At 30.6% G+C, this 20,563-nt stretch carries 19 protein-coding genes and 1 pseudogene; 16 read left to right on the top strand and 4 right to left on the bottom strand.

The genetic code is table 11. The features are described 5' to 3' along the window. Positions 1-185: 185 nt before the first annotated feature. Positions 186-659: a peptide deformylase gene (gene def / locus ACWJJ7_RS17480; protein ID WP_462963222.1), complete on the top strand. Its 474-nt coding sequence runs from the start codon at positions 186-188 to the stop codon at positions 657-659. Between the two features lie 51 nt (positions 660-710). Here def and ACWJJ7_RS17485 read toward each other — a convergent pair whose 3' ends face one another. Further along, a complete protein-coding gene (locus tag ACWJJ7_RS17485; RefSeq protein WP_462963223.1) occupies positions 711-1,547 on the bottom strand; it encodes an SDR family oxidoreductase in 837 nt (278 codons plus the stop codon). Positions 1,548-1,848: 301 nt separating this feature from the next. On the opposite strand from ACWJJ7_RS17485, the gene ACWJJ7_RS17490 reads away from it, so the two are divergent. Further along, positions 1,849-3,024: an FprA family A-type flavoprotein gene (locus ACWJJ7_RS17490; protein WP_462963224.1), complete on the top strand. Its 1,176-nt coding sequence runs from the start codon at positions 1,849-1,851 to the stop codon at positions 3,022-3,024. A 240-nt stretch (positions 3,025-3,264) separates the two neighbouring features. Continuing rightward, positions 3,265-3,663, top strand: a complete 399-nt coding sequence (locus ACWJJ7_RS17495; protein WP_462963225.1) for a hypothetical protein — start codon at positions 3,265-3,267, stop codon at positions 3,661-3,663. Positions 3,664-3,692: 29 nt separating this feature from the next. Here ACWJJ7_RS17495 and ACWJJ7_RS17500 read toward each other — a convergent pair whose 3' ends face one another. Next, positions 3,693-3,869, bottom strand: a complete 177-nt coding sequence (locus ACWJJ7_RS17500) for a Spo0E family sporulation regulatory protein-aspartic acid phosphatase (protein ID WP_462963226.1) — start codon at positions 3,867-3,869, stop codon at positions 3,693-3,695. Positions 3,870-4,205: 336 nt separating this feature from the next. Here ACWJJ7_RS17500 and ACWJJ7_RS17505 point away from each other — a divergent pair, with 336 nt between their 5' ends. The 3 genes from ACWJJ7_RS17505 to ACWJJ7_RS17515 all read left to right on the top strand — a co-directional run bounded on the left by ACWJJ7_RS17505 (position 4,206) and on the right by ACWJJ7_RS17515 (position 6,874). After that, the gene (locus tag ACWJJ7_RS17505; RefSeq protein ID WP_462963227.1) at positions 4,206-4,373 is read left to right on the top strand and encodes a DUF896 domain-containing protein; all 168 of its coding nucleotides are present in this window, start codon (positions 4,206-4,208) and stop codon (positions 4,371-4,373) included. 53 nt (positions 4,374-4,426) lie between these two features. Next, the gene (hprK, locus tag ACWJJ7_RS17510) at positions 4,427-5,347 is read left to right on the top strand and encodes an HPr(Ser) kinase/phosphatase (RefSeq protein ID WP_462963228.1); all 921 of its coding nucleotides are present in this window, start codon (positions 4,427-4,429) and stop codon (positions 5,345-5,347) included. Positions 5,348-5,467: 120 nt separating this feature from the next. Next, positions 5,468-6,874, top strand: a complete 1,407-nt coding sequence (locus tag ACWJJ7_RS17515) for an aminopeptidase (RefSeq protein ID WP_462963229.1) — start codon at positions 5,468-5,470, stop codon at positions 6,872-6,874. Positions 6,875-7,247: 373 nt separating this feature from the next. Here the strand turns inward: ACWJJ7_RS17515 and ACWJJ7_RS17520 are convergent, their stop codons facing one another. Then, positions 7,248-8,078 carry a PHP domain-containing protein gene (locus ACWJJ7_RS17520; RefSeq protein WP_462963230.1) on the bottom strand — a complete coding sequence of 277 codons (831 nt, stop codon included), beginning with the start codon at positions 8,076-8,078 and terminating at the stop codon, positions 7,248-7,250. 304 nt (positions 8,079-8,382) lie between these two features. Here ACWJJ7_RS17520 and ACWJJ7_RS17525 point away from each other — a divergent pair, with 304 nt between their 5' ends. The 7 genes and pseudogenes from ACWJJ7_RS17525 to folK all read left to right on the top strand — a co-directional run bounded on the left by ACWJJ7_RS17525 (position 8,383) and on the right by folK (position 15,854). After that, a complete protein-coding gene (locus tag ACWJJ7_RS17525) occupies positions 8,383-9,051 on the top strand; it encodes an ABC transporter ATP-binding protein (RefSeq protein WP_462963231.1) in 669 nt (222 codons plus the stop codon). Continuing rightward, the gene (locus tag ACWJJ7_RS17530) at positions 9,038-11,356 is read left to right on the top strand and encodes an ABC transporter permease (RefSeq protein ID WP_462963232.1); all 2,319 of its coding nucleotides are present in this window, start codon (positions 9,038-9,040) and stop codon (positions 11,354-11,356) included. Before ACWJJ7_RS17525 ends, ACWJJ7_RS17530 begins: the two co-directional genes overlap by 14 nt. Before the next feature lie 40 nt (positions 11,357-11,396). After that, positions 11,397-12,086, top strand: a pseudogene (locus ACWJJ7_RS17535) (response regulator transcription factor). After that, positions 12,070-13,425: a HAMP domain-containing sensor histidine kinase gene (locus tag ACWJJ7_RS17540; protein WP_462963233.1), complete on the top strand. Its 1,356-nt coding sequence runs from the start codon at positions 12,070-12,072 to the stop codon at positions 13,423-13,425. The pseudogene ACWJJ7_RS17535 and the gene ACWJJ7_RS17540 overlap by 17 nt, the downstream one beginning before the upstream one ends. A gap of 248 nt (positions 13,426-13,673) precedes the next feature. Continuing rightward, a complete protein-coding gene (locus ACWJJ7_RS17545) occupies positions 13,674-14,156 on the top strand; it encodes an HD domain-containing protein (protein WP_462963234.1) in 483 nt (160 codons plus the stop codon). A 43-nt stretch (positions 14,157-14,199) separates the two neighbouring features. Then, positions 14,200-15,006 carry a dihydropteroate synthase gene (gene folP, locus ACWJJ7_RS17550; protein ID WP_462963235.1) on the top strand — a complete coding sequence of 269 codons (807 nt, stop codon included), beginning with the start codon at positions 14,200-14,202 and terminating at the stop codon, positions 15,004-15,006. A gap of 32 nt (positions 15,007-15,038) precedes the next feature. Then, positions 15,039-15,854, top strand: coding sequence for a 2-amino-4-hydroxy-6-hydroxymethyldihydropteridine diphosphokinase (folK, locus tag ACWJJ7_RS17555; protein WP_462963236.1), 816 nt, complete (start codon positions 15,039-15,041; stop codon positions 15,852-15,854). Between the two features lie 20 nt (positions 15,855-15,874). On the opposite strand, the gene ACWJJ7_RS17560 is transcribed toward folK, so the two are convergent. Further along, positions 15,875-16,324: a DUF4883 family protein gene (locus tag ACWJJ7_RS17560; protein ID WP_462965036.1), complete on the bottom strand. Its 450-nt coding sequence runs from the start codon at positions 16,322-16,324 to the stop codon at positions 15,875-15,877. 593 nt (positions 16,325-16,917) lie between these two features. Between ACWJJ7_RS17560 and ACWJJ7_RS17565 the strand changes: the two genes are divergently transcribed. Genes ACWJJ7_RS17565 through ACWJJ7_RS17575 form a run of 3 tightly spaced genes read left to right on the top strand, consistent with a single transcriptional unit; the run spans position 16,918 to position 20,452 of the window. Further along, positions 16,918-17,718: an FAD binding domain-containing protein gene (locus ACWJJ7_RS17565; RefSeq protein WP_462963237.1), complete on the top strand. Its 801-nt coding sequence runs from the start codon at positions 16,918-16,920 to the stop codon at positions 17,716-17,718. Further along, a complete protein-coding gene (locus ACWJJ7_RS17570) occupies positions 17,708-18,166 on the top strand; it encodes a (2Fe-2S)-binding protein (protein ID WP_462963238.1) in 459 nt (152 codons plus the stop codon). Before ACWJJ7_RS17565 ends, ACWJJ7_RS17570 begins: the two co-directional genes overlap by 11 nt. 3 nt (positions 18,167-18,169) lie before the next feature. Further along, positions 18,170-20,452 carry a xanthine dehydrogenase family protein molybdopterin-binding subunit gene (locus ACWJJ7_RS17575; protein WP_462963239.1) on the top strand — a complete coding sequence of 761 codons (2,283 nt, stop codon included), beginning with the start codon at positions 18,170-18,172 and terminating at the stop codon, positions 20,450-20,452. The last annotated feature ends 111 nt before the right edge of the window (positions 20,453-20,563 follow it).

Below are 20,563 nucleotides of genomic sequence, written 5' to 3' on the forward strand. Positions count from 1 at the left end.
AATTAAAATTATTGCTATTAAATAAAATAACACATCACCTTCGGTGATGTAATATAAGCGACTTCAGAAGGAGATTTAGACTTCCGCTGAAACTTTATTTTTGCTAGGGTAGTTCACACCCAATCGTAGAAGTGGTGGGACTTTCCTTCTGAAATGACGCTAACATAAGGAAAAGGAGAATGAATATGGCAGTTAGAGAAATTTTACAATATGGGGACAAACGTCTTAATATGATTTGTGATAAGGTAGGAAAAATAGATAGGAAGATATTAAACACAATTGACGATATGATGGATACGCTTTATGAGGGAACTGGAATTGGCCTTGCTGCGCCTCAAATAGGTATCTTAAAAAGAGTTGTTCTAATTGATTTAGGAGAAGAAGAAGGTGATGAACCAATAATAATTATAAATCCTAAAATAACAGCACAATCTGGAAATGAAAAGGATTATGAGGGCTGTTTAAGCTATTTAGGATATGAAGGTGAAGTTTCTAGACCTACAAACGTTACAGTTGTAGGAATTAATATTAAGGGTAAACCAGTAACTTATGAAGCTTCAGGATTACTGGCAAGGGCCTTCTGTCATGAGATTGATCATCTAGATGGAGTATTATATATGTCTAGAGCTGAAGAAATGTACGAAGTAACAACGGAATAATTTTGCATAAGAGCATGCCTGTGATTATTAAAATCATAAGGCATGCTTTTTTTATAATTTAAGGCATTTATTAATATAATCTTTAAGTCTATCATCCCAAGGCGCAATTTCAATACCGAGAGACTGTTTTATATGTGAATTATTTACACAGGTATATTTAGGTTCTTTAATGAGATTGGACAAAAGCTTATCTGAATTCACAACTAACGGAACATTGAGATTACTAAATTCTATTATACTATTTATTAGCATTGATTTTGATAAACAACCTTCATTGGTATAGTTATATATTCCATATTTATCAGTTTCTAATAGCCTCTGAAGGACTATAGTTAAATCTTTAATATAAGTTACGGAAAGGGTGGGATCGGAAAATAGATAAATTGCTGTATGTTTGCCATTTACGAGCTTTCTCACAAAACAATCATTGCCACCAAATATATTTGAGGTGCGGACAATAAAATATTTTTCACAAATAGTTTGTATTAATTCTTCTCCACCTAATTTACTTTTGCTATAGGCATTTATTGGAGTACATTCATCAACTTCACTGTAGGGTGTTGTATTAATATCACCGTATACATCTGTGCTAGATAGGTATACTAGGGGGATATTAAGTGAATTACAACAATTAGCAATGTTTAAAGTTCCTACAGTGTTTACATCATAGGCTAAAGATTCATTGTACTCACAAATATATTTATTTGTTATGCCCGCAGTATGAATTACAGCGTCAGGCTTTAATTCATTCAGAGTTTTCTCGGTAGTTATTTTATCAGTTATGTTAAGTTCAGTTTTATCTAATCCATATATAGTATGTGATTTCGACAAGGCGCTACAAAGATAAGTTCCAATATTACCTTTTGCACCAGTTATTAAAATATTCATAGACCCCTCCTTAAAGTTCGTGATATTAAAGTATATGACGCAGTATCTTTATTATTAAAGAATTATTTTATTTTTCAAGATGCATTATAGAATATTTTTATATTTAAGTGACAAACTATAAAGCATATGTAATTTCATATATATAAAAGATAGGCTAACTAATAACTATTATTAGTTGAATGGGTTTGATAAATGTGGTAAAATATATTATATATAAGATAATTAAAATCATATAGGTTTAGAGGGTATCTAACAATTAATAATTGTTAGATACTAAGAGAACTAAAGGAGGATTTTGAGAATGGAAACAACAAAGTTAAAAGATAATATTTGTTGGGTTGGGGTAAACGATCCTAAGCTCGAGGTATTTGATATTATAATGGAAACAAAGAAAGGAACTACATATAATTCATATTTAATAGATGATGAGAAAGTTGCTATAATAGATTGTGTTAAAAATGGTTTCTTTGAAGGGTTTTTAGGTAAAATAAAAGGTGTTATTGGAGAAAGAAAAGTTGATTACATAATTGTTCAACATACAGAACTCGACCATAGTGGTTCTTTAGGTAAGCTCTTAGAAGTTTATCCAGAGGCTGTTGTTTTAGCTTCAAAACCGGCTATAACCTATTTAAAAGAAATTATTAACAAAGAATTTAATAGTAGGCCAGCAGTAGGAGAGATTTGCTTAGGTAAAAACACGTTACAATTTATTTCAGCACCAAATTTACATTGGCCTGATACAATGTTTACATATGCTAAGGAAGAAAAAATATTGTTTACTTGTGATGTAATGGGTTGTCATTATTCACCAGTTAATTGTATAACAGATGCTTGCTCAGGTGATTATTTCGACGAAATGAAATATTATTTTGATGTTATAATGGGACCATTTAAGAAATTTGTTAATATGGGATTAGATAAAATAAAAGATTTAGAATTAGATATGGTAGCACCGAGCCATGGCCCTGTACATGTAGATGATATTAAAATGTATGTAGACCTTTATAGAAAGTGGGCTAAAACTTACGATATAAAAGAAAAAAATATTCAAATATTATATATATCCGCTTATCATAATACTGAGGCTATGGCAAAATATATAGCTAACAAAATTAATGAAAAGGGCATAAAGGCTGAAGTTCATGAAATAACATCTATGAATTTAAGTGATATTGTATCATTAATTGAAAAAGCCTCCGGTATTATGATTGGTTCTCCAACTATCAATCAAGATGCTGTAAAGCCTGCTTGGGACGTTCTGTCTCTTGTATGTCCAATAACAAATAGAGGTAAAGTCGCAGCAGCTTTCGGATCATATGGATGGAGTGGTGAAGGAGTTCCTATGCTTACACAAAGGCTAAAATCTTTAAAATTTAAAGTAGTCGAGGAAGGACTTAAATTTAAATTCGTCCCAGACAGCAAGGAATTTGAGCAAGCTGATAAGTTTGTGGAGGAGTATTTACAACTCTTGAATTAATAAGTTACTAGGGAGACTTAGACTATAATGTTTATTATAGTAAATAAAAGAAAATCTCACTTGATTAGTGAAATTTTTCTTTTTTTTTATAAAGAATTAAAAATATTTCAAATGCAAAGAATATAATGACCGGAATATTAAATACTATTATAAAAATTTTTATAAAAAAATGTATTTATAATTCGGATAAGAATTAGATCACAGTAAATAATTTAAAAATGATGTATGGAGGAGATATATTTGAATAAGCAAAATATAATAAATTTTTTAAATAAGAATGATTTAAGTGACATAGTTGAAATTCAATATAAAAAGGGCACTATAGCTCTGAAATTTAAATATTATTATGATGAAGTAGAAATTGAAGCTGCTACATCTTATGCAAATGAAGAAGGCGATTTTAAGCAAAATGAAGAAGAGTGGTATGAAGAATTTTTTTTGCCTTATTTAAGTGATATTTCAGCAGATAATGTGGAAGATATCATGGAAGAATGCGCTGAGGAAATGGAAATTGAATATGAATTTATTGGTTGTGATATATCAGAAGATGCATATGAATTTAATGAATTCGCGGTAGTTTTTTATGGTGAAGATGTAAATATTGAAATTGATGATATTTTAATTGAATTAGATATCTAATTTCATATTTATACTTAAAAGTGGATTTATCAAGCCACTTTTTCCGAAGTGGCTTGAAATTTCTGATATTTAATTATAACTTCATCCAATTGCTGACTGCATGATATAACTATTTTATCTGTAGGTTTTTTGAAATTCAGTAAAAAATGTAATATTGTTCTTAATGATTCTAATTCTTTCTCTATAATTTTCAACTTAATATTCATACATCAACACCTCTTCGCTTTATTTTGTTTTTGTGGAATAAATATATGATAACATATTATTCAATCTATGTTAAATTTTTAGTTAGTCATTAAAATATAAAAAAATACAAAATATACTATAATTTGTTAAAAAAAATAGCTATATAATGGTAAAATATAACAAAAAAAACCGTGAAGATGTTGAAAAAACTTACTTGGAACAATATGTAAATGACGAAAAAAGTCTTAATTTTCTTGTGTTATAATTGTAAAATCAGAATATGTTTGATTTATACTATTTATGAATAAAATATATTGGTATAATAAAAAAATTAAAAATAGTCTAGGAGTGATATTATGAATATTGATGAATTAACTAACAGGATAAATTACCTATATAAGAAAAGCAAAGAAGGTCAACTTACAGAGGAAGAGAAAGTAGAGCAACAAGAATTAAGACAAAAATATATTGATAATGTTAAAAGAAATTTTAGAGCACAATTAGATACAATTAAAAAAGTATAATATAATTATTAAAAACAATAAATTTTAAAATCAGTATAAATGGGGGAGTTTTAATGGCTGTTACTATAGAGGAATTAATAGAGAATTTTAAGTTAGAGGTTTTAGTAGAAGGAAAAAAGGGTAACTTAATTAATGTTAGTGATATTAATAGACCAGGGCTTCAAATTGCAGGTTTTTACCAGTATTTCGATAATAATCGAGTTCAATTAATAGGTATGGCAGAGTGGAGTTTTCTAGATTGCATGGAAGAAGACCTTAGGAAGAAACGATTAAATAAATACTTTAAATTAGATATACCTTGCGTTATAGTCACTAGGCAGATGCAACCTCATAAGGAACTTATGGATGCGGCAAGGGAAAATGGACGATGGGTTTTACGAACAAAATTAATTTCTACAAGATTTATTAGTAAATTTACAAATTACGTAGATACTAAGTTAGCTCCAGAAACTAGACTTCATGGTGTTCTAGTAGATGTTTATGGTATAGGCATGTTATTAAGTGGAGAAAGTGGGATAGGTAAGAGTGAATGTGCGTTAGAACTTATAAAGAGAGGTCATAGGCTGATTGCAGACGATGCAGTTGACATTAAAGAAATTGATGGTATATTACTCGGGAGTTGTCCATACATAACCTCAGGAATGCTGGAGGTAAGAGGTATGGGAATAATAGATATTCCAGCAATATATGGTATGAGTTCAGTTCTAAACACTAAGACTATTAGTTTATTGATCTCCCTTACTCAGTGGAATGAGAATGAAGAATATGATAGGCTTGGTATAGATAATGAATTTATGGATATTTTAAATGTGCCTGTAAGAAAAATAACATTGCCAATTAGGCCAGGTAGAAATATAGCAGTGATTATTGAAGCAGCAGCAGCTAATTATAGATATAGTTTAAATTCTAAGATAACTCCTGTTGAAACCATAAATATGAGAATAGAGGAAGTAACTAAAGCTCATAATGAATAAAAAAATAGGACCGGCAGTACATATAATGGTTTTTTTTGGAGGTTTTTGCGTTTGTAATTTGAGGAAATATTTAGTAAAATAGTAAATGTATAAAGTATTTATAGTAGGGAGGGGATAAACATGTCTGATATTAAAAGTTTAGAAAAAAAATATGAAGTAGCTTGGGATAAATACACTCAAAGTGATCTTAAAAAGGTATTTGTATTATCTGACAAGTATATAGATTTCATGTCAAAATGCAAAACTGAAAGAGAATGCGTTACAGAGTTTGTTACATTAGCCGAAAAAAACGGTTATAAAAACATTGATACTTATGTAAATGAAGGTACTAAATTAAAAGCCGGTGATAAAGTTTACGCTAGCAGTATGGGAAAAACTTTAGCATTGTTTTTAATTGGGTCTGAGCCTATTGAAAAGGGTTTTAAAATTTTAGGTGCTCACGTGGACTCACCAAGACTGGATTTAAAACAAAATCCATTATATGAGGATTCAGATTTAGCATTAGCTAAAACGCATTACTATGGTGGAATTAAGAAGTATCAATGGGTTACGTTGCCTTTAGCTATCCATGGTGTTATTGTTAAGAAGGATGGCACAGTAATAAATGTAGTAATAGGAGAAGATGAAAAAGAACCAGTAGTTGGAATTTCAGATCTTTTAATTCACTTATCAGCAGATCAATTGAAAAAGACTTTAGACAAAGGTATCGAAGGTGAAGATTTAAACGTATTTATGGGAAGTATACCAGTAGAAGATAAGGATGCAAAAAACAGGGTTAAGTTAAATATATTAAAACTTTTAAATGATAAATATGATATAGATGAAGAAGATTTTGTATCATCAGAATTAGAAGTAGTACCTGCAGGACGCGCTAGAAACTATGGACTAGATAGCAGTATGATTATGGCTTATGGACAAGATGATAGAGTGTGTGCGTACACTTCTTATGAAGCATTAATGAACATTAAGGAAACAGACAAAACTTGTATTGTTTTACTTGTGGATAAAGAGGAAGTTGGAAGCATTGGTGCAACGGGAATGCAATCAAAATTCTTTGAAAACACAGTAGCTGAAGTTGTTAATTTAATGGGAGAATATAGTGATTTAAAAGTAAGAAGAGCATTAGCAAATTCAAAAATGTTATCATCAGACGTAAGTGCAGCATATGATCCAAACTTTCCTTCGGTTATGGAAAAACGTAATTCTGCATATTTTGGAAAAGGTATAGTTTTAAACAAATATACTGGAGCTCGCGGAAAAGGTGGATGTAACGATGCAAATCCAGAATTTATTGCGCAGCTTAGAACCATAATGGAAAAAAATAATATTTCATGGCAAACATCAGAGCTTGGAAAAGTGGACCAAGGCGGCGGTGGTACAATAGCTTACATACTAGCTGGGTTTGGTATGCAGGTTATTGATTCAGGGGTTGCTCTTCATAACATGCATGCACCATGGGAAATTGCAAGTAAAGCAGATATATATGAAGCTTTTAGAGCTTATGAAGCTTTCTTAACAGAAATATAAAGAAAAAAGCATATATTACTACAATTGCATCTTACTTCGCAGAGTAATTCTAAGTTGATTTTACTGAAAGATACTAAAAAGTACAAACTCGCGAGCGTTCAAACATGTACTTTTCTTAACGTATCTTTCATAAAATAATCTAAGAATTACTAATGCTTGTTCGAATGCACTTTACGTAATATATGCTTTTTTTTCTTTAGCCTTCGATTTCGTTCTACGGTCGCACAAGAGATCTTCATTAGATGATAGATATAAATAGCAGTATGAACGTTTTCCGGAAGTGACTCCAAATAAGAAGAGCAGAAACATTGAAATTTCAAGCTCTTATTTGTAGTCACGCAGGAGAAAGTTCATACTGATGAACTCTTATTTTTTATTCTAAGGCATTTACAAAGATAGATAGTTCATTATGACTTAAGAAAACTGAACCAACAACGCCATGACTGGTATCTGAGGTTGTAATTCCATGAAAATCTGAACCTGCAGTAATTAATTTACCGTATTCTTTAGCTTTTGATTTTAAAAGTGATTTTTGCTTTTTTGTATTTATTGGGTAAACTGCTTCAATACCGTCAAAATCAAAACTTAACATTTCATCTATAGTTGATTTTTTAATTAGAACAGGGTGTGCAAGTACAACTAATGCATTAACTTTTTTTAATATGGTTATGCCATCGGCTGTTGAAATTCTCTTAATGTGTACATATGCAGGGCTATCGTTTGAAAGGAAATTATCAAATATATATTTCCAATCATATTTATAACCCGCATCAATTATAGCTTTAGCTATATGAGGTCTAGCTATTACCCCTTTAGCTTCTTCTAAAACTTTTTGGTAGTCTAGTTTTATTTTAAAAAACGTATCTAAATTTTCCACTATTTTTTTAGCTCTTAATGTTCTGAAATCATCTATATCCTTTAAGAAATTTTGAAAATCAACATCTTTATACTTATCATCTTTAAAATAACCCAATATATGGATGCTTTCGTTATTATGAATAGTAGATAACTCTATACCAGGGATTACCCTTATATTTTCAATTATACCTTCTCTAATTCCTTCCTCAACATTTAAAGTAGTGTCATGATCTGTTATTGCAATAATATCCAAACCATTTAAAGAAGCTTCATGAATTAGTTCTTTAGGACTTAGTTTTCCATCAGATGCATTTGTATGAAGATGGAAATCACCTCGATTGTACATATAATCACCTCAAATTTAAAGTTTAACATAAGTCACATTCAATTAAATAACAAGACAGTATACGGGTCTATTTATTTTTATGTGCCTAATATCATTTTAACCAATATTGGCGAATATTAAAAGGAAATTGTAATAAATAATAATTATTATTGGATATTTAGTAAATGTTAGGTTCTTTTTATTTGCACTTGTATACCTAATCTTTATAATTTACTTATTTTTAAAACATAAAGTTCATACATTTCATATTTTATAATTGTAAATGTAACTTGATTATAATTATAAAAATTTGGAGGGTACTTATATGATTCAATTAAAAGCTGTAAACAAAAAATATAAACAGGAAAATATGGAGCAGGAGGTGCTAAAAAACATAGACCTGACAATCGAGGAAGGGGATTTTATTACTATAATGGGTCCTTCAGGAGGTGGAAAGTCTACACTTCTATATATTTTGTCCATGCTTGAAACTTCAAGTACTGGTGAAATCTATTTTGACAATAAGGTTGTCAGTGGTAAGAAAGAAAAAGAAATAGAGGTATTAAGACGTAAAAATATCGGACTTATTTTTCAAAATTCTAATTTAATAACGAGTTTGACACCTTTAGAAAATTTATTGTTAGCTATGGATAGCAAAGAAGGTAAAAAAGAGAAAATAGAAAAATGTGAAGCTTTATTAAAAAAGGTAGGCTTGTTAGATAAGAAAAATGCAAAGGCAACCTCACTTTCTGGTGGAGAAGCCCAAAGAGTAGCTGTGGTGAGAGCACTTGTTAACAGTCCTAGATTCATACTATGTGATGAACCTACAGGTGCTCTAGATTCTGAAAATGGTAAAAGGGTTATTGAACTTTTAATGAGGGTTAAAGCGGAAATTGGTTGCTGCCTTGCTATAGTAACTCATGATGAAAGAATAGGTTCTTTGGGAGATAGAAAGTTTTTCCTTGAGGATGGTGTTTTGAATGAACTGGCTTAATATTTTTAAAATATACAATATGCGAAATTTGAAAAAGGAAAAGCTGATTTTATTATTCACAATGCTCTCTATATTGCTTACCACAACTTTATCTATTACCGTTCCTATTCTTTGCGCAAATATGAATGAGTACAACAAGAAAAGTATCATGGAGGCTAACGGTGGCGATTTATTTATAAAGTCATTTTATGAATCTAAAGATTTTAATGAAGAAATAAGTATATTAAAAAAAGAGGGTTACAAGGTTACTTATAAAAAAACTACTCCTGCCTTTTTTCAAAACAGTAAAAGCAGTAAATTTTACGCTAATTTGATATTAGGTGAGCAAAACATTAAAAAGGATGAAATAATTTTGGGTTCATCTATGGCAAAGAATCTTGATGTTAAAATCGGAGATAAAATTAATATAAAAACTGATGGGGGAACAAAAGCCTATACTGTTAAAGAAATAGAAGCAATTCCTAAAGGGGTAACTAATGATGAAACAATAATTGGTTACGGAAAAATAAGTGAAAGTGTCAGTGGCAGTGAGGGTAATTTAATTTATATCAAAGGAAATACTGATGGAGAAAATTTGAAGCAGCGTATAAAGTCTAAGGAAGATGGATATATGTATAGTTCAATAAAGGATAAAGAGCGAACGCTTAAAAGTGAGACAGATGTACAACTTGCTTCTTTTGGAATATTGACCACTATGGGGTATATACTATCTTCAATAGTAATAATAACTACCTCAATTATGCTCATAATAAGACGAAAAAGAGATATATCTATTATGAAGCTTGTATCCTTGAGAAATAAGGATATAAAAAATGCTCTAAGAATGGAATTATCTATTATAGTTTTATTGCCCGTAATCTTATCTGTTTTAACCACTATTGTAATATCCAATTTCATATTAAAAATGAATTATATTCCTCAAAGTATAAGTTTTATAGAAGAATTTCGGATATTTTCAAAAGGAATTATTCTAAATACACTATTCTTTGAGATGTTTTCAAATATACCTTTATTAATAATAGATGATTTTAAAGGTTTGTGGCTTCTAAGAGAAAATGGAGAAAAGAATGGGATAGTAAAAAAGCGTATGTTTATTTACCTCATATTATTAATACCTGTAATGTTATTCATATACTCGGTTTATATAGGAAGTTCTGTAAATTTTGCAACATCATTAGGTATAATATGTATCATTTTAATATTTTTGATTGCAAGCGCAGTATTGATGAAGATTTTTTCTTCGATTAATTACAGAAGTCAATTATTAATGTATTCCTTTAAAAATATGAAGAAAAACTTTTTAACATTTATTTTGCTTATTGTAAGTTTTTCTATTACTCTAGTATTTATCATGATCACCTTAAATCTAAACAACAATGTTAAAAATAGCATGAATAAATCTTTAGCTACAGCGCTGCCATATAACTATATTTTGTCAAATAAAGAAAACTTAAATCTGGAAAATATTCTTATAAAAGAAAATGGGGTTGAAGGGTATATTAAAAATTATAATTCAACAGGTAAAGTCCTAAACAATAATATTAAACTAAAATTAATTGCCTTTAAAGAAATAAAAAAGGAAGATTACAAGCTGGAGTTTAAAATGGTGGAAGGTGAAAAACTTTTTGACGGAGAAGACGGGTGCTTGATTACTTCTGAGTACCAAAAGAAAAATAAGTTGAAGGTTGGAGATATACTTCACATATCTTATCAAGATAAAACAGTAAATATAAAAATAAAGGGCGTTTATGATAATTCAATTATAGATAGTATGTGCATTCTACTGCCTTATCGTGGATACAGCAACAGCCCTCAATTTTATATTAAGGCTGACAGCACTAAATGGATGGATAAACTGGGGGACAGTCCTGTTATATCAATTGATATTCTAGGTAGCGCTATTTCAACATATATAGGAAAATTTCTTAATATATTTAAAGCACTTTCTTTTATGGTAGTGTTTGCATCATTAATTTTTAATATTAATCTTTTGAATATTACGTTTCTAGAAGAAAGAAAAGAAGAAACAGTAATAAGAGCTTTAGGCCTAGGAAAAGGTTTTATATCAAAAGTTTACATCTTTAAAGGAAGCATACTTATCATAGTGTCGTGTGTTCTGTCTTATGGCTTCTATGTTTCGGCTTCAAAGTTGTTTTTTAAGCTACTAGGGATTAATGCAGTATATTCTTTATGGGACTTGATTGTATTATTACTTTGTAGCCTAACTCTCACCGTTGCTACCTTCATCTATCCGTTTATCACTATGATAAAATATAATTCTTATGAGTTTTTAAGAGAGAACTAAAATGGTATAATTAAGAAAAAACTTAAAGATAGGTGGTAAAATGCAGAATAATATATTAATTGTGGATGATGATTTAGATATAAGAGAAATGTTAGGTAATTATTTTTCTAGAGAAGGTTATGAAATTGATTACGCCTGTGATGGAGAGGAAGGTTTAAGAATTAGTAAAAATAAGACCTTTTCCCTGATATTACTAGATATTATGATGCCTAAAATGGATGGTTATGCAATGCTAGCCAAAATGAGAGAGTTTTGTGATACCCCTGTAATTCTGTTAACTGCTAAAGGTGAACAAATGGACAAAATAAAGGGATTTACTAAGGGATGCGATGACTATGTAGTTAAGCCCTTTGACTTTACAGAATTATCATTAAGAGTTCTTTCGATATTAAAAAGAACATCAGATAGTAATGTGCCTATAGATAGCATTTTAAAAATAAAAGATTTAGAAATAAATCTTTTAGAACATACAGTACAAAGATTTGGGTAAGAAATCATGTTAACCCCTAAGGAATTTGATATTTTAAGCACTTTAGCTTCAAATAAGGGACGAGTATATTCAACCAAAGTGCTGTATGAGCTAATATGGAAGGATACATTTTTAGAGAATGATAACAGCGTTATTGTACACATGCGAAACCTTAGGGATAAATTAGGTGATAAGGTTAAGGTGGGTAAGTATATAAAAACTATTTGGGGAATGGGGTATAAAGTTGAAAAGGATTGTTAAGCTTAAGGGTGAGTTAGTTATTATAGCATTAATTGCTTTTGTGATTTCATTTTTGAGTTCCGCAATAATAAGAGATAAAGGAGTAGGCGTTTATAATCAAGATTCAACTTATAGAATAAATAATATTTATGATAAGTGTATACCAGGCTTAGAGAAGGAATTGAAAAACAGTAATCTTAGTAATAATATAGCGCTAAAGCAACTTATAAATGATAAATATTCATATAATCAAGGGTACAGTTTCTATATAGTAGATCAGAGGGGTAATGTTATAGTTCAAAATAGCAAAGGAGTACAAGTCATAGACAAGAATGAGCTAAAAGATGGCAAAAGAGAATATTCCGTTCCAAGCAAATATAAAAAGCCGTTCAAATTATCTGGCTGTGAATATTTAAAGGATGGATATTTCTTATATTACGTTTATCTTGGATATGGAAATGATGACAGCATGATGTTGCTCTGGGCATTAATAGGTTTCATAATAATATTTTTAATATTAATTTGGAGGAGGATATCCTATATTTCAAAAATAAAATCATCAGTACAAATTATAGCTGAGGGGAACTTATCCCATAAGGTACCCATTCACTATAACAACGAATTAAGAGAGCTTGCAGAAGGTATTAACTTTATGGCATCTGAACTTGAAAAAGAAGACTGGAAAAGAAGCGAATTTCTCACCAATATTTCACATGATTTACGAACTCCTCTGACAACCATACTTGGGTATATTGATATTCTTAAGAAGGATAAATACAATTCTAAGGAAGAACTGAATAAGTATATAAGCATCATAGAACGTAAGGGTGTATATCTTAGAACTATGCTGGAGGACTTTTTTCAATATTCAAAACTAACATCAAAGGATATAATATTAAATTTTGAAAACTTAGAGCTAAACGAGTTGGGAAGACAGGTATTCGAGGATGAAGCAAGTGGATTTGATGAGAACTCATTAAAACTAGAAGTGGAGCTGTCAAAGGAGCCTGTTTACATATATGGTGATCCTGATTTGATTGGTAGGGCAGTTAATAATATTCTAAGTAATTCTTTAAAATACTCTAAAATAAATACTGTAGTGAAAATTAAGATTTTCAAAGAAGAACTAAATAATATAAACTATGGAGTTTTTTCTGTGAGTAATGTTCCTAGAGAGACAGTTTCTGAAGTAGAAGTGAATAGTTTTTTTGAAAGATTATATAAAAAGGACCGGTCTAGGCATGAAGAGGGTAGTGGTTTAGGTTTGTCTATTGTGAAGGATATTGCAAAACTTCATGGAGGAATTATAAAAGGCTATAAAGAAAAGGAAGAGTTAATATTTAAATTATTTATAAAATAATAGCAAGTCAAAACTTCCAGTTTTTACTATGACCTAAAAGGTCATAACAGAAACTGGAAGTTTGTTTTAATCCTAATGATTTTCTGCAAATTATTTGATATAATATAAGTAATTATAAGAGAGTAGGAGATCGTTTATGTTTTTGATGATAGACAACTAGAAATAAAAGGGTATTATGATAGATATGTAAAAAATTACAGCGAATAAGGCACTACTCTAAAGGGGTGGATATTATAGAAAATAATTTAATGAATGATAAGATAAATCTTATTGTAGCAAACCATAGCTTTGCGTATAATTTAAGGAAGATAGAAAACTTCGAAGAACATAGAAAATTTTGCATGCATGATATGCAGCATTTTTTAGATGTGGCACGACTTATGTACATAATGAGTTTAGAAAATACTTTGAATATACCCAAATATATAATTTATACAACTGCACTTTTGCATGATATAGGTCGGGGAGAAGAGTATGAAAATGGTACACCTCATAATATAGCTAGCCGGGAAATTGCTAAAACAATATTGCAGCAGTGCAAATATAGTGCTAAGGAAATAGATGAGATCCTAGGGGCTATAGGAAGCCATAGAAATAATACTGAAAAATTGAATAGTTTGGGTAATGTATTATATAAGTGTGACAAGCTTTCAAGAAATTGTTTTAATTGTGATGCTATTGATGGTTGTAAATGGTCGGTGGAGAAGAGAAATTTGAAAATAACATACTAGAAATACAGTTGAGAGTTGAATGAATTTTTTTAGGAGGAAGTTTATGAAAATAGGAAACAAAGATTTTGAAATAGGTAAAAGAACATATATAATGGGGATTTTAAATGTTACTCCTGATTCCTTTTCTGATGGTGGAAGATTTAATGATATTAGCTCAGCAATAAATCATGCGAAAAAAATGGTTGCTGACGGGGCAGATATTATTGATATTGGTGGCGAATCCACAAGACCAGGACATGACTGCGTAAGGGAGGAAGAAGAAATTAAAAGAGTAGTGCCTATTATAGAGGCTTTAAAGAAGGAAATAAGCGTCCCTATTTCTGTGGATACATATAAAGGCAGAGTTGCAGAACTTGCAGTAAAGGCGGGAGCAGACATGATTAATGATGTATGGGGGTTTAAGAAGGATGCATATATTTCGAGAGTTGCTGCTAAGTATAATGTGCCTTGTTGTTTAATGCACAATAGAGATAATAAAAATTATACTAACTTAGCTTCAGATATGCTAAATGATTTGGAAGAAAGTATTCAAATTGCACTAAAAGCAGGAGTTAAAAAAGAAAATATTATTTTGGATCCAGGCATTGGTTTTGCAAAAAGTTATGAAGATAATTTAAAAACTATGAATAATCTAGAAAAGCTAAATAGCTTAGGATATCCTGTACTCCTTGGAACCTCAAGAAAATCCATGATAGGACTTGCACTAGACTTACCTGCAAGTGATAGGCTTGAGGGAACACTTGCAACTACGACTATTGGGATAATGAAGGGCTGCGAATTTATAAGGGTACATGATGTATTAGAGAATAAAAGGGTTTGCGTTATGACAGATGCTATATGTAGAAGTTAAGAAAACACGAGATATACAAAGGAGATGAAACTATGGACAAAATATACATAAAAGACCTAGAAGTTTACTCCCACCATGGTGTCTTCCAAGAGGAAAAAACATTAGGACAACGTTTCTTAATTTCATTGGAGCTTTTCCTTAGTTTAAGACAGGCAGGCATCACTGATGATTTAACTAAGACGGTTCATTATGGTGAGCTTTGTCAATTGGTTGAGGAAGAATTTAATAAGGAAAGTTATGATTTAATAGAGAAAGCTACAGAAAAATTAGCTGAATTTATACTTTTAAAATATGATTTAGTTCAAAGAGTAAAGGTTAAAATCAAAAAACCTTGGGCACCTATTGGAAAACCACTTCAATATGCAGCGGTAGAAATAGATAGAAAATGGCATACAGCGTATATTGGTGTAGGTGGAAATATGGGGGACAAAGAGAAAAATGTGAAAGAGTCATTAGAGCTTATAAACAATTCTTATCATACCCAAATAACAAAAACATCAAAATTTTATGAAACGAGGCCAGTAGGATATCTAGAGCAAGATGATTTCTTAAATTGTGCTATTGAAGTAAAAACACTTTTAAATCCATTAGAGCTTGTAAGATTCCTGCTATCTATAGAAAAAGAATTAAAAAGGGAAAGAGTTATAAGATGGGGTCCTAGAACAGTAGATTTGGATGTATTACTGTATGATGATATTATTAGTTCTTTAGATGAAATAATATTGCCTCATCCAAGAATGCAGGAGAGGATGTTTGTTTTAGAACCAATGTGTGATATAGCACCTTATGTCATGCATCCAATTTTGAATAAATCTATAATTGAAATCAAGGCATCTTTAACGACATAATCAGATAAATACCTTATACCTTATTTAGGTATAAGGTATTTGCATAATCCATAAAGATTATAGGCTTTGTACATTTTACTTATGTCAATGTAATCCATTTTGTAGGAGCCATCCCAGGGATATATGGAAATAAATTTTTCGTTATAGACATTTATCATATATTTATTTTTGCTAAAGGTTAAAAATATCTTATATATTGGTTTATCTGGTAAGTTCGCTGGTTTATCTATGAAGCTATCATTATCTAATGAATTAAAAAACTTGGCGAATGTAGATAAGTCCTCCTTGGAAAAATCCTTCTTTTTATAAAAATTCATATATAGAGCATAATTCTCAGTAGGCTTTTCTAGAGATAAATCTTTCATTAATAGCTTGGTGTAGTAATAATTGTTTGGTTTGCTTTTTATAAAAATGCTTTTATCAAAATTGTATTTACAGCCGAAGAGACTTAAAGAAAAAAACACACACATTACGAGTAAAATACATTTCCTTCTATTAATACTCAAATAACCACATCCTTTAACGACAGTTCAGAAGGGAAGTCACCCATTTCTATAAGGGAGGTTCCATACTATAGTAAAAATAAAACTTCAGTGGGAGTATAAATCGCCTTCTGAAGTCGTAAATGCAGCTCCGCAGGAGATGATTTAACGACATTTCAGCTCCCTAGGAGATAAGTTAACCTCCTTTAAATAAAATATGTTGATTAAGTATTTTTTAGTACACAAAATGGTGACATTAGAATATTTTAACATTTGAATTTTATATTTATAAGCACTCTGAGACTATGTATTAATACATAGTCTTTTTTCATTGAAAAAATAATAGAAAAATGCAGAAAAAAGGTTATATATGTGGTAGAATTAATCTGAAAAGGCGAACATTATTATAAAAAAGTAATACAATGTTCACTAATGCAAAAAAATGGAGGACGAGGGCGGCCTAAATATAATTAAAATAAGAAATAAGTAGAAAAAATTTATTAGTAAAAATTATTTGTATACATTGTTTTAAATTGCTTGAATACTAACTTTAGAATAATTTAGATTTAGGAGGGGAAAAATTGTTTACAATTAAAAATTATGTGGTAGCCGAAGATTTAGCACAAGCATATGAGCTAAATCAAAAGAAGAACAATGTTGTAATAGGTGGTATTGCTTGGCTTAAGATGGGTGAACGTAACATTCAAACAGCTATTGATCTATCAAAATTAGGATTAGATAAGATTGAAGAAGATGAAGAGCGTTTTAAAATAGGATGTATGTGTACATTAAGAGATATGGAAGTTAATCAAGCATTAAACTCTTATTTTAATGGCGCTATATCAAGATCTTTAGTACATATAGTAGGAGTACAATTCAGAAATTGTGCAACTATCGGAGGAAGTATTTATTCTCGATTTGGGTTTTCAGATATTTTAACATCTTTATTAGCATTAGACACTTATGTAGAGTTATATAATGGCGGAATTATTCCATTATCAATTTTTAAAGATATGTCATATGATAATGATATTTTAGTAAGAATTATTATTAGGAAGGATTCAAGAAAAGTATCTTATTTAACACAGAGAATCACTGCTACTGATATTCCGATTCTTACTGTCGCAATTTCAAAGTTAGATGATAATTGGAAAATAGTATTAGGGGCTAGACCTCAAAAGGCAATATTAGTAAATGAGGCACAAACAATGCTTAGTGAAAATCCAACTAAAGAAGAAATTGATTTTTTAGTAAAACATGTGATGAAAGAAGTGAAATTCCAAAGCAATATGAGAGGTAGCAAAGAATATAGAAAAATTCTTGCTAAAGTATTTATAAATAGAGGAATAGAAGAAATTATGGGAGGTACTCATGCAAGTTAAATTATGGATAAATAATAAAGTATTTGAAGGCGATGTACAAGTAGATACATTATTAATCGATTATTTAAGAAGTAAGGGATTTTACAGTGTAAAAAGGGGCTGCGAAACTGCAAACTGTGGTTTATGCACTGTACATTTAGAAGGAAAACCTATTTTATCATGTAGTACTCTTGTAATGAAAGCAAATGGATTGCACGTAACAACTATTGAAGGTATGAAGGAAAAAGCAGAAGAGTTTGGTGGATTTATGGCAGATGAAGGAGCAGAGCAATGTGGTTTCTGTAGCCCTGGATTTATTATGAATGTATTAGCTATGAAGAAAGAATTAGTTAATCCAACAGAGCTTGAAATTAAGCAATATTTGTGCGGAAACTTATGCCGTTGTACAGGATATATGGGCCAGTTAAGAGCAATTAAGAAATATTTAGAAGCTGCAAAGGGGGACTAAGAAATGAAATTAGTAAGTAAGGGAATAAGAAAAAAAGATGCTATGGCACTTGTAACTGGTAAACCTGTATATACAGATGATATAGCACCAAGTAACTGTTTAATAGTAAAGGTACTTAGAAGTCCGCATGCACATGCATTAATAGAAGAAATTAATATAACTATAGCGAGCATTGTGCCAGGTATTGAATGTATTTTAACATATGAAGATATGCCTAGGTCTAGATTTACTATGGCTGGGCAGTCTTATCCGGAGCCAAGTCCTTATGATAGATTAATTTTAGATAAAAGAATTAGATGTGTTGGCGATCCCGTTGCAATAGTTGCTGGAACGGATGGCAAATGTGTAGATAGAGCATTAAAGTTAATTAAAGTTAAATATGAAGTTTTAGAAGCACTATTAAATTTCAGAGAAGCTAAGGATAATAAAATTTTAGTTCATCCTGAAGAAGACTTTAAATCATTGTGTGAAGTTGGAACAGACGCTAAGAGAAATCTTTGTTCAACTGGAGATTTTATATTTGGTGATGTTTACGGCGAATTAAGTAAATGTGATCATGTAATAGAGCAAACATATCATACTAAGGCTAATAGCCAAGCTATGATGGAAACATTCAGAACTTTTACTGAGATGGATGTTTATGGAAGATTAAATATTACAAGTTCAACACAAGTCCCATTCCACGTAAGACGTATTTTAGCTACTGCACTTGAAATACCAAAATCAAGGGTTAGAGTTATTAAACCAAGAATCGGTGGAGGATTTGGTGCTAAGCAAAGTGTTGTATGTGAAGTTTTTCCTGCTATTGTAACTATGAAAACAGGAAAACCAGCTAAGATGATTTACACTCGCAAAGAGAGTATGACTTCAGGAAGTCCTAGACATGAAATGGAAATTAAGGTGCGGTTGGGTGCTGATGACAAGGGTATTATAAAAGCTATCGATATGTATACATTATCTAATGCTGGAGCTTATGGTGAACATGGACCAACAACAGTAGGATTAACAGGACATAAATCAATGCCATTATACAATGGTGCCAATGCTTATAAATTTGAATATGATGTTGTATATTCAAACACTATGGGTGGTGGAGCTTTTAGAGGATATGGAGCAACTCAAGGATTATTTGCTTTAGAAAGTGCAGTTAATGAATTAGCAGCTAAGCTTAACATGGATCCAATTAAAATAAGAGAAATGAATATGGTAGCCGAGGGTCAAATAATGCCAGCTTATTATAATGAAACAGTTAATAGTTGTACATTAGATAAATGTTTAGCTAGAGCTAAGGAAATGATAGATTGGGATAATAAATATCCATGTAGGGATATGGGTAACGGTAAGGTTAGGTCAGTTGGAGTTTCTATGGCTATGCAAGGTTCTGGTATATCTGACATAGATACAGCATCAGTTGAAATAAAATTAAATGATGATGGGTTCTATACATTAATGATAGGTGCAGCTGATATGGGGACTGGTTGTGATACAATCCTAGCTCAAATGGCAGCAGATTGTTTAGATTGCAATGTAGACAATATTGTTGTTCATGGAGTTGATACGGACCAATCTCCATATGATACAGGTTCTTATGCGTCAAGTACAACTTATATCACAGGTGGAGCTGTAATAAAGACTTGTGAAAAGTTAAAGGCACTAATGATTGAAGAAGGCGCTAAATTATTAGAATGTCCAATTGAGAATGTAGAGTTTTTCGGACAAAGGATATTCTCTTTAAAGGATGATAAGAGCATGACATTAGTAGAATTAGCTAACAAAAGCTTACTCGGTAGAAGTAAGACTATAACAGCTTGTGAATCACATTACTCAAAGGTTTCACCACCACCGTTTATGGTTGGAATTGTTGAAATTGAAATAGATAAATTAACTGGTAAGGTGGATATTATTGATTATGTTTCAGTTGTTGACTGTGGAACTGTAATCAATCCAAATCTTGCAAGAATTCAAGCAGAAGGTGGAATTGCACAAGGTATAGGAATGGCTCTATATGAAGAAATTTCATACGATGAAAAGGGGAGAATGAGAAATAATTCATTCATGCAATATAAAATTCCAACTCGCCTTGATGTAGGAAATATAAGAGTAGAATTTGAAAGTAGTTATGAGCCAACGGGTCCTTTTGGTGCTAAATCAATAGGGGAAATTGTAATCAATACTCCGTCACCGTCATTAGCGAGTGCTGTATATAATGCAACAGGAGTGTATATAAGAACACTACCAATAACAGCAGAAAAGATAGTTATGGAAATGCTTAAAAAAGAAAAATAAGAACTTATTTTGTGAATATATAGGAGTGATTAATATTAATACTAATCAAACTGATCTTTTATATCAAAAATTGCATTGTTGCAGATATTGTACTAATATTTATTTTTATTA

This window comes from Clostridium sp. CM042 (genome assembly GCF_055080995.1).

What these genes read in the sequence shown, in the direction of transcription:
- ACWJJ7_RS17560 (WP_462965036.1), bottom strand. Translation starts at nt 16,324, where the DNA reads ATGTGTGTGTTTTTTTCTTTAAGTCTCTTCGGCTGTAAATACAATTTT.
- ACWJJ7_RS17515 (WP_462963229.1), top strand. Translation starts at nt 5,468, where the DNA reads ATGTCTGATATTAAAAGTTTAGAAAAAAAATATGAAGTAGCTTGGGAT.
- hprK (WP_462963228.1), top strand. Translation starts at nt 4,427, where the DNA reads ATGGCTGTTACTATAGAGGAATTAATAGAGAATTTTAAGTTAGAGGTT.
- ACWJJ7_RS17500 (WP_462963226.1), bottom strand. Translation starts at nt 3,869, where the DNA reads ATGAATATTAAGTTGAAAATTATAGAGAAAGAATTAGAATCATTAAGA.
- ACWJJ7_RS17525 (WP_462963231.1), top strand. Translation starts at nt 8,383, where the DNA reads ATGATTCAATTAAAAGCTGTAAACAAAAAATATAAACAGGAAAATATG.
- ACWJJ7_RS17490 (WP_462963224.1), top strand. Translation starts at nt 1,849, where the DNA reads ATGGAAACAACAAAGTTAAAAGATAATATTTGTTGGGTTGGGGTAAAC.
- ACWJJ7_RS17520 (WP_462963230.1), bottom strand. Translation starts at nt 8,078, where the DNA reads ATGTACAATCGAGGTGATTTCCATCTTCATACAAATGCATCTGATGGA.
- folK (WP_462963236.1), top strand. Translation starts at nt 15,039, where the DNA reads ATGGACAAAATATACATAAAAGACCTAGAAGTTTACTCCCACCATGGT.
- ACWJJ7_RS17505 (WP_462963227.1), top strand. Translation starts at nt 4,206, where the DNA reads ATGAATATTGATGAATTAACTAACAGGATAAATTACCTATATAAGAAA.
- def (WP_462963222.1), top strand. Translation starts at nt 186, where the DNA reads ATGGCAGTTAGAGAAATTTTACAATATGGGGACAAACGTCTTAATATG.
- ACWJJ7_RS17545 (WP_462963234.1), top strand. Translation starts at nt 13,674, where the DNA reads ATGAATGATAAGATAAATCTTATTGTAGCAAACCATAGCTTTGCGTAT.
- ACWJJ7_RS17530 (WP_462963232.1), top strand. Translation starts at nt 9,038, where the DNA reads ATGAACTGGCTTAATATTTTTAAAATATACAATATGCGAAATTTGAAA.
- folP (WP_462963235.1), top strand. Translation starts at nt 14,200, where the DNA reads ATGAAAATAGGAAACAAAGATTTTGAAATAGGTAAAAGAACATATATA.
- ACWJJ7_RS17575 (WP_462963239.1), top strand. Translation starts at nt 18,170, where the DNA reads ATGAAATTAGTAAGTAAGGGAATAAGAAAAAAAGATGCTATGGCACTT.
- ACWJJ7_RS17570 (WP_462963238.1), top strand. Translation starts at nt 17,708, where the DNA reads ATGCAAGTTAAATTATGGATAAATAATAAAGTATTTGAAGGCGATGTA.
- ACWJJ7_RS17485 (WP_462963223.1), bottom strand. Translation starts at nt 1,547, where the DNA reads ATGAATATTTTAATAACTGGTGCAAAAGGTAATATTGGAACTTATCTT.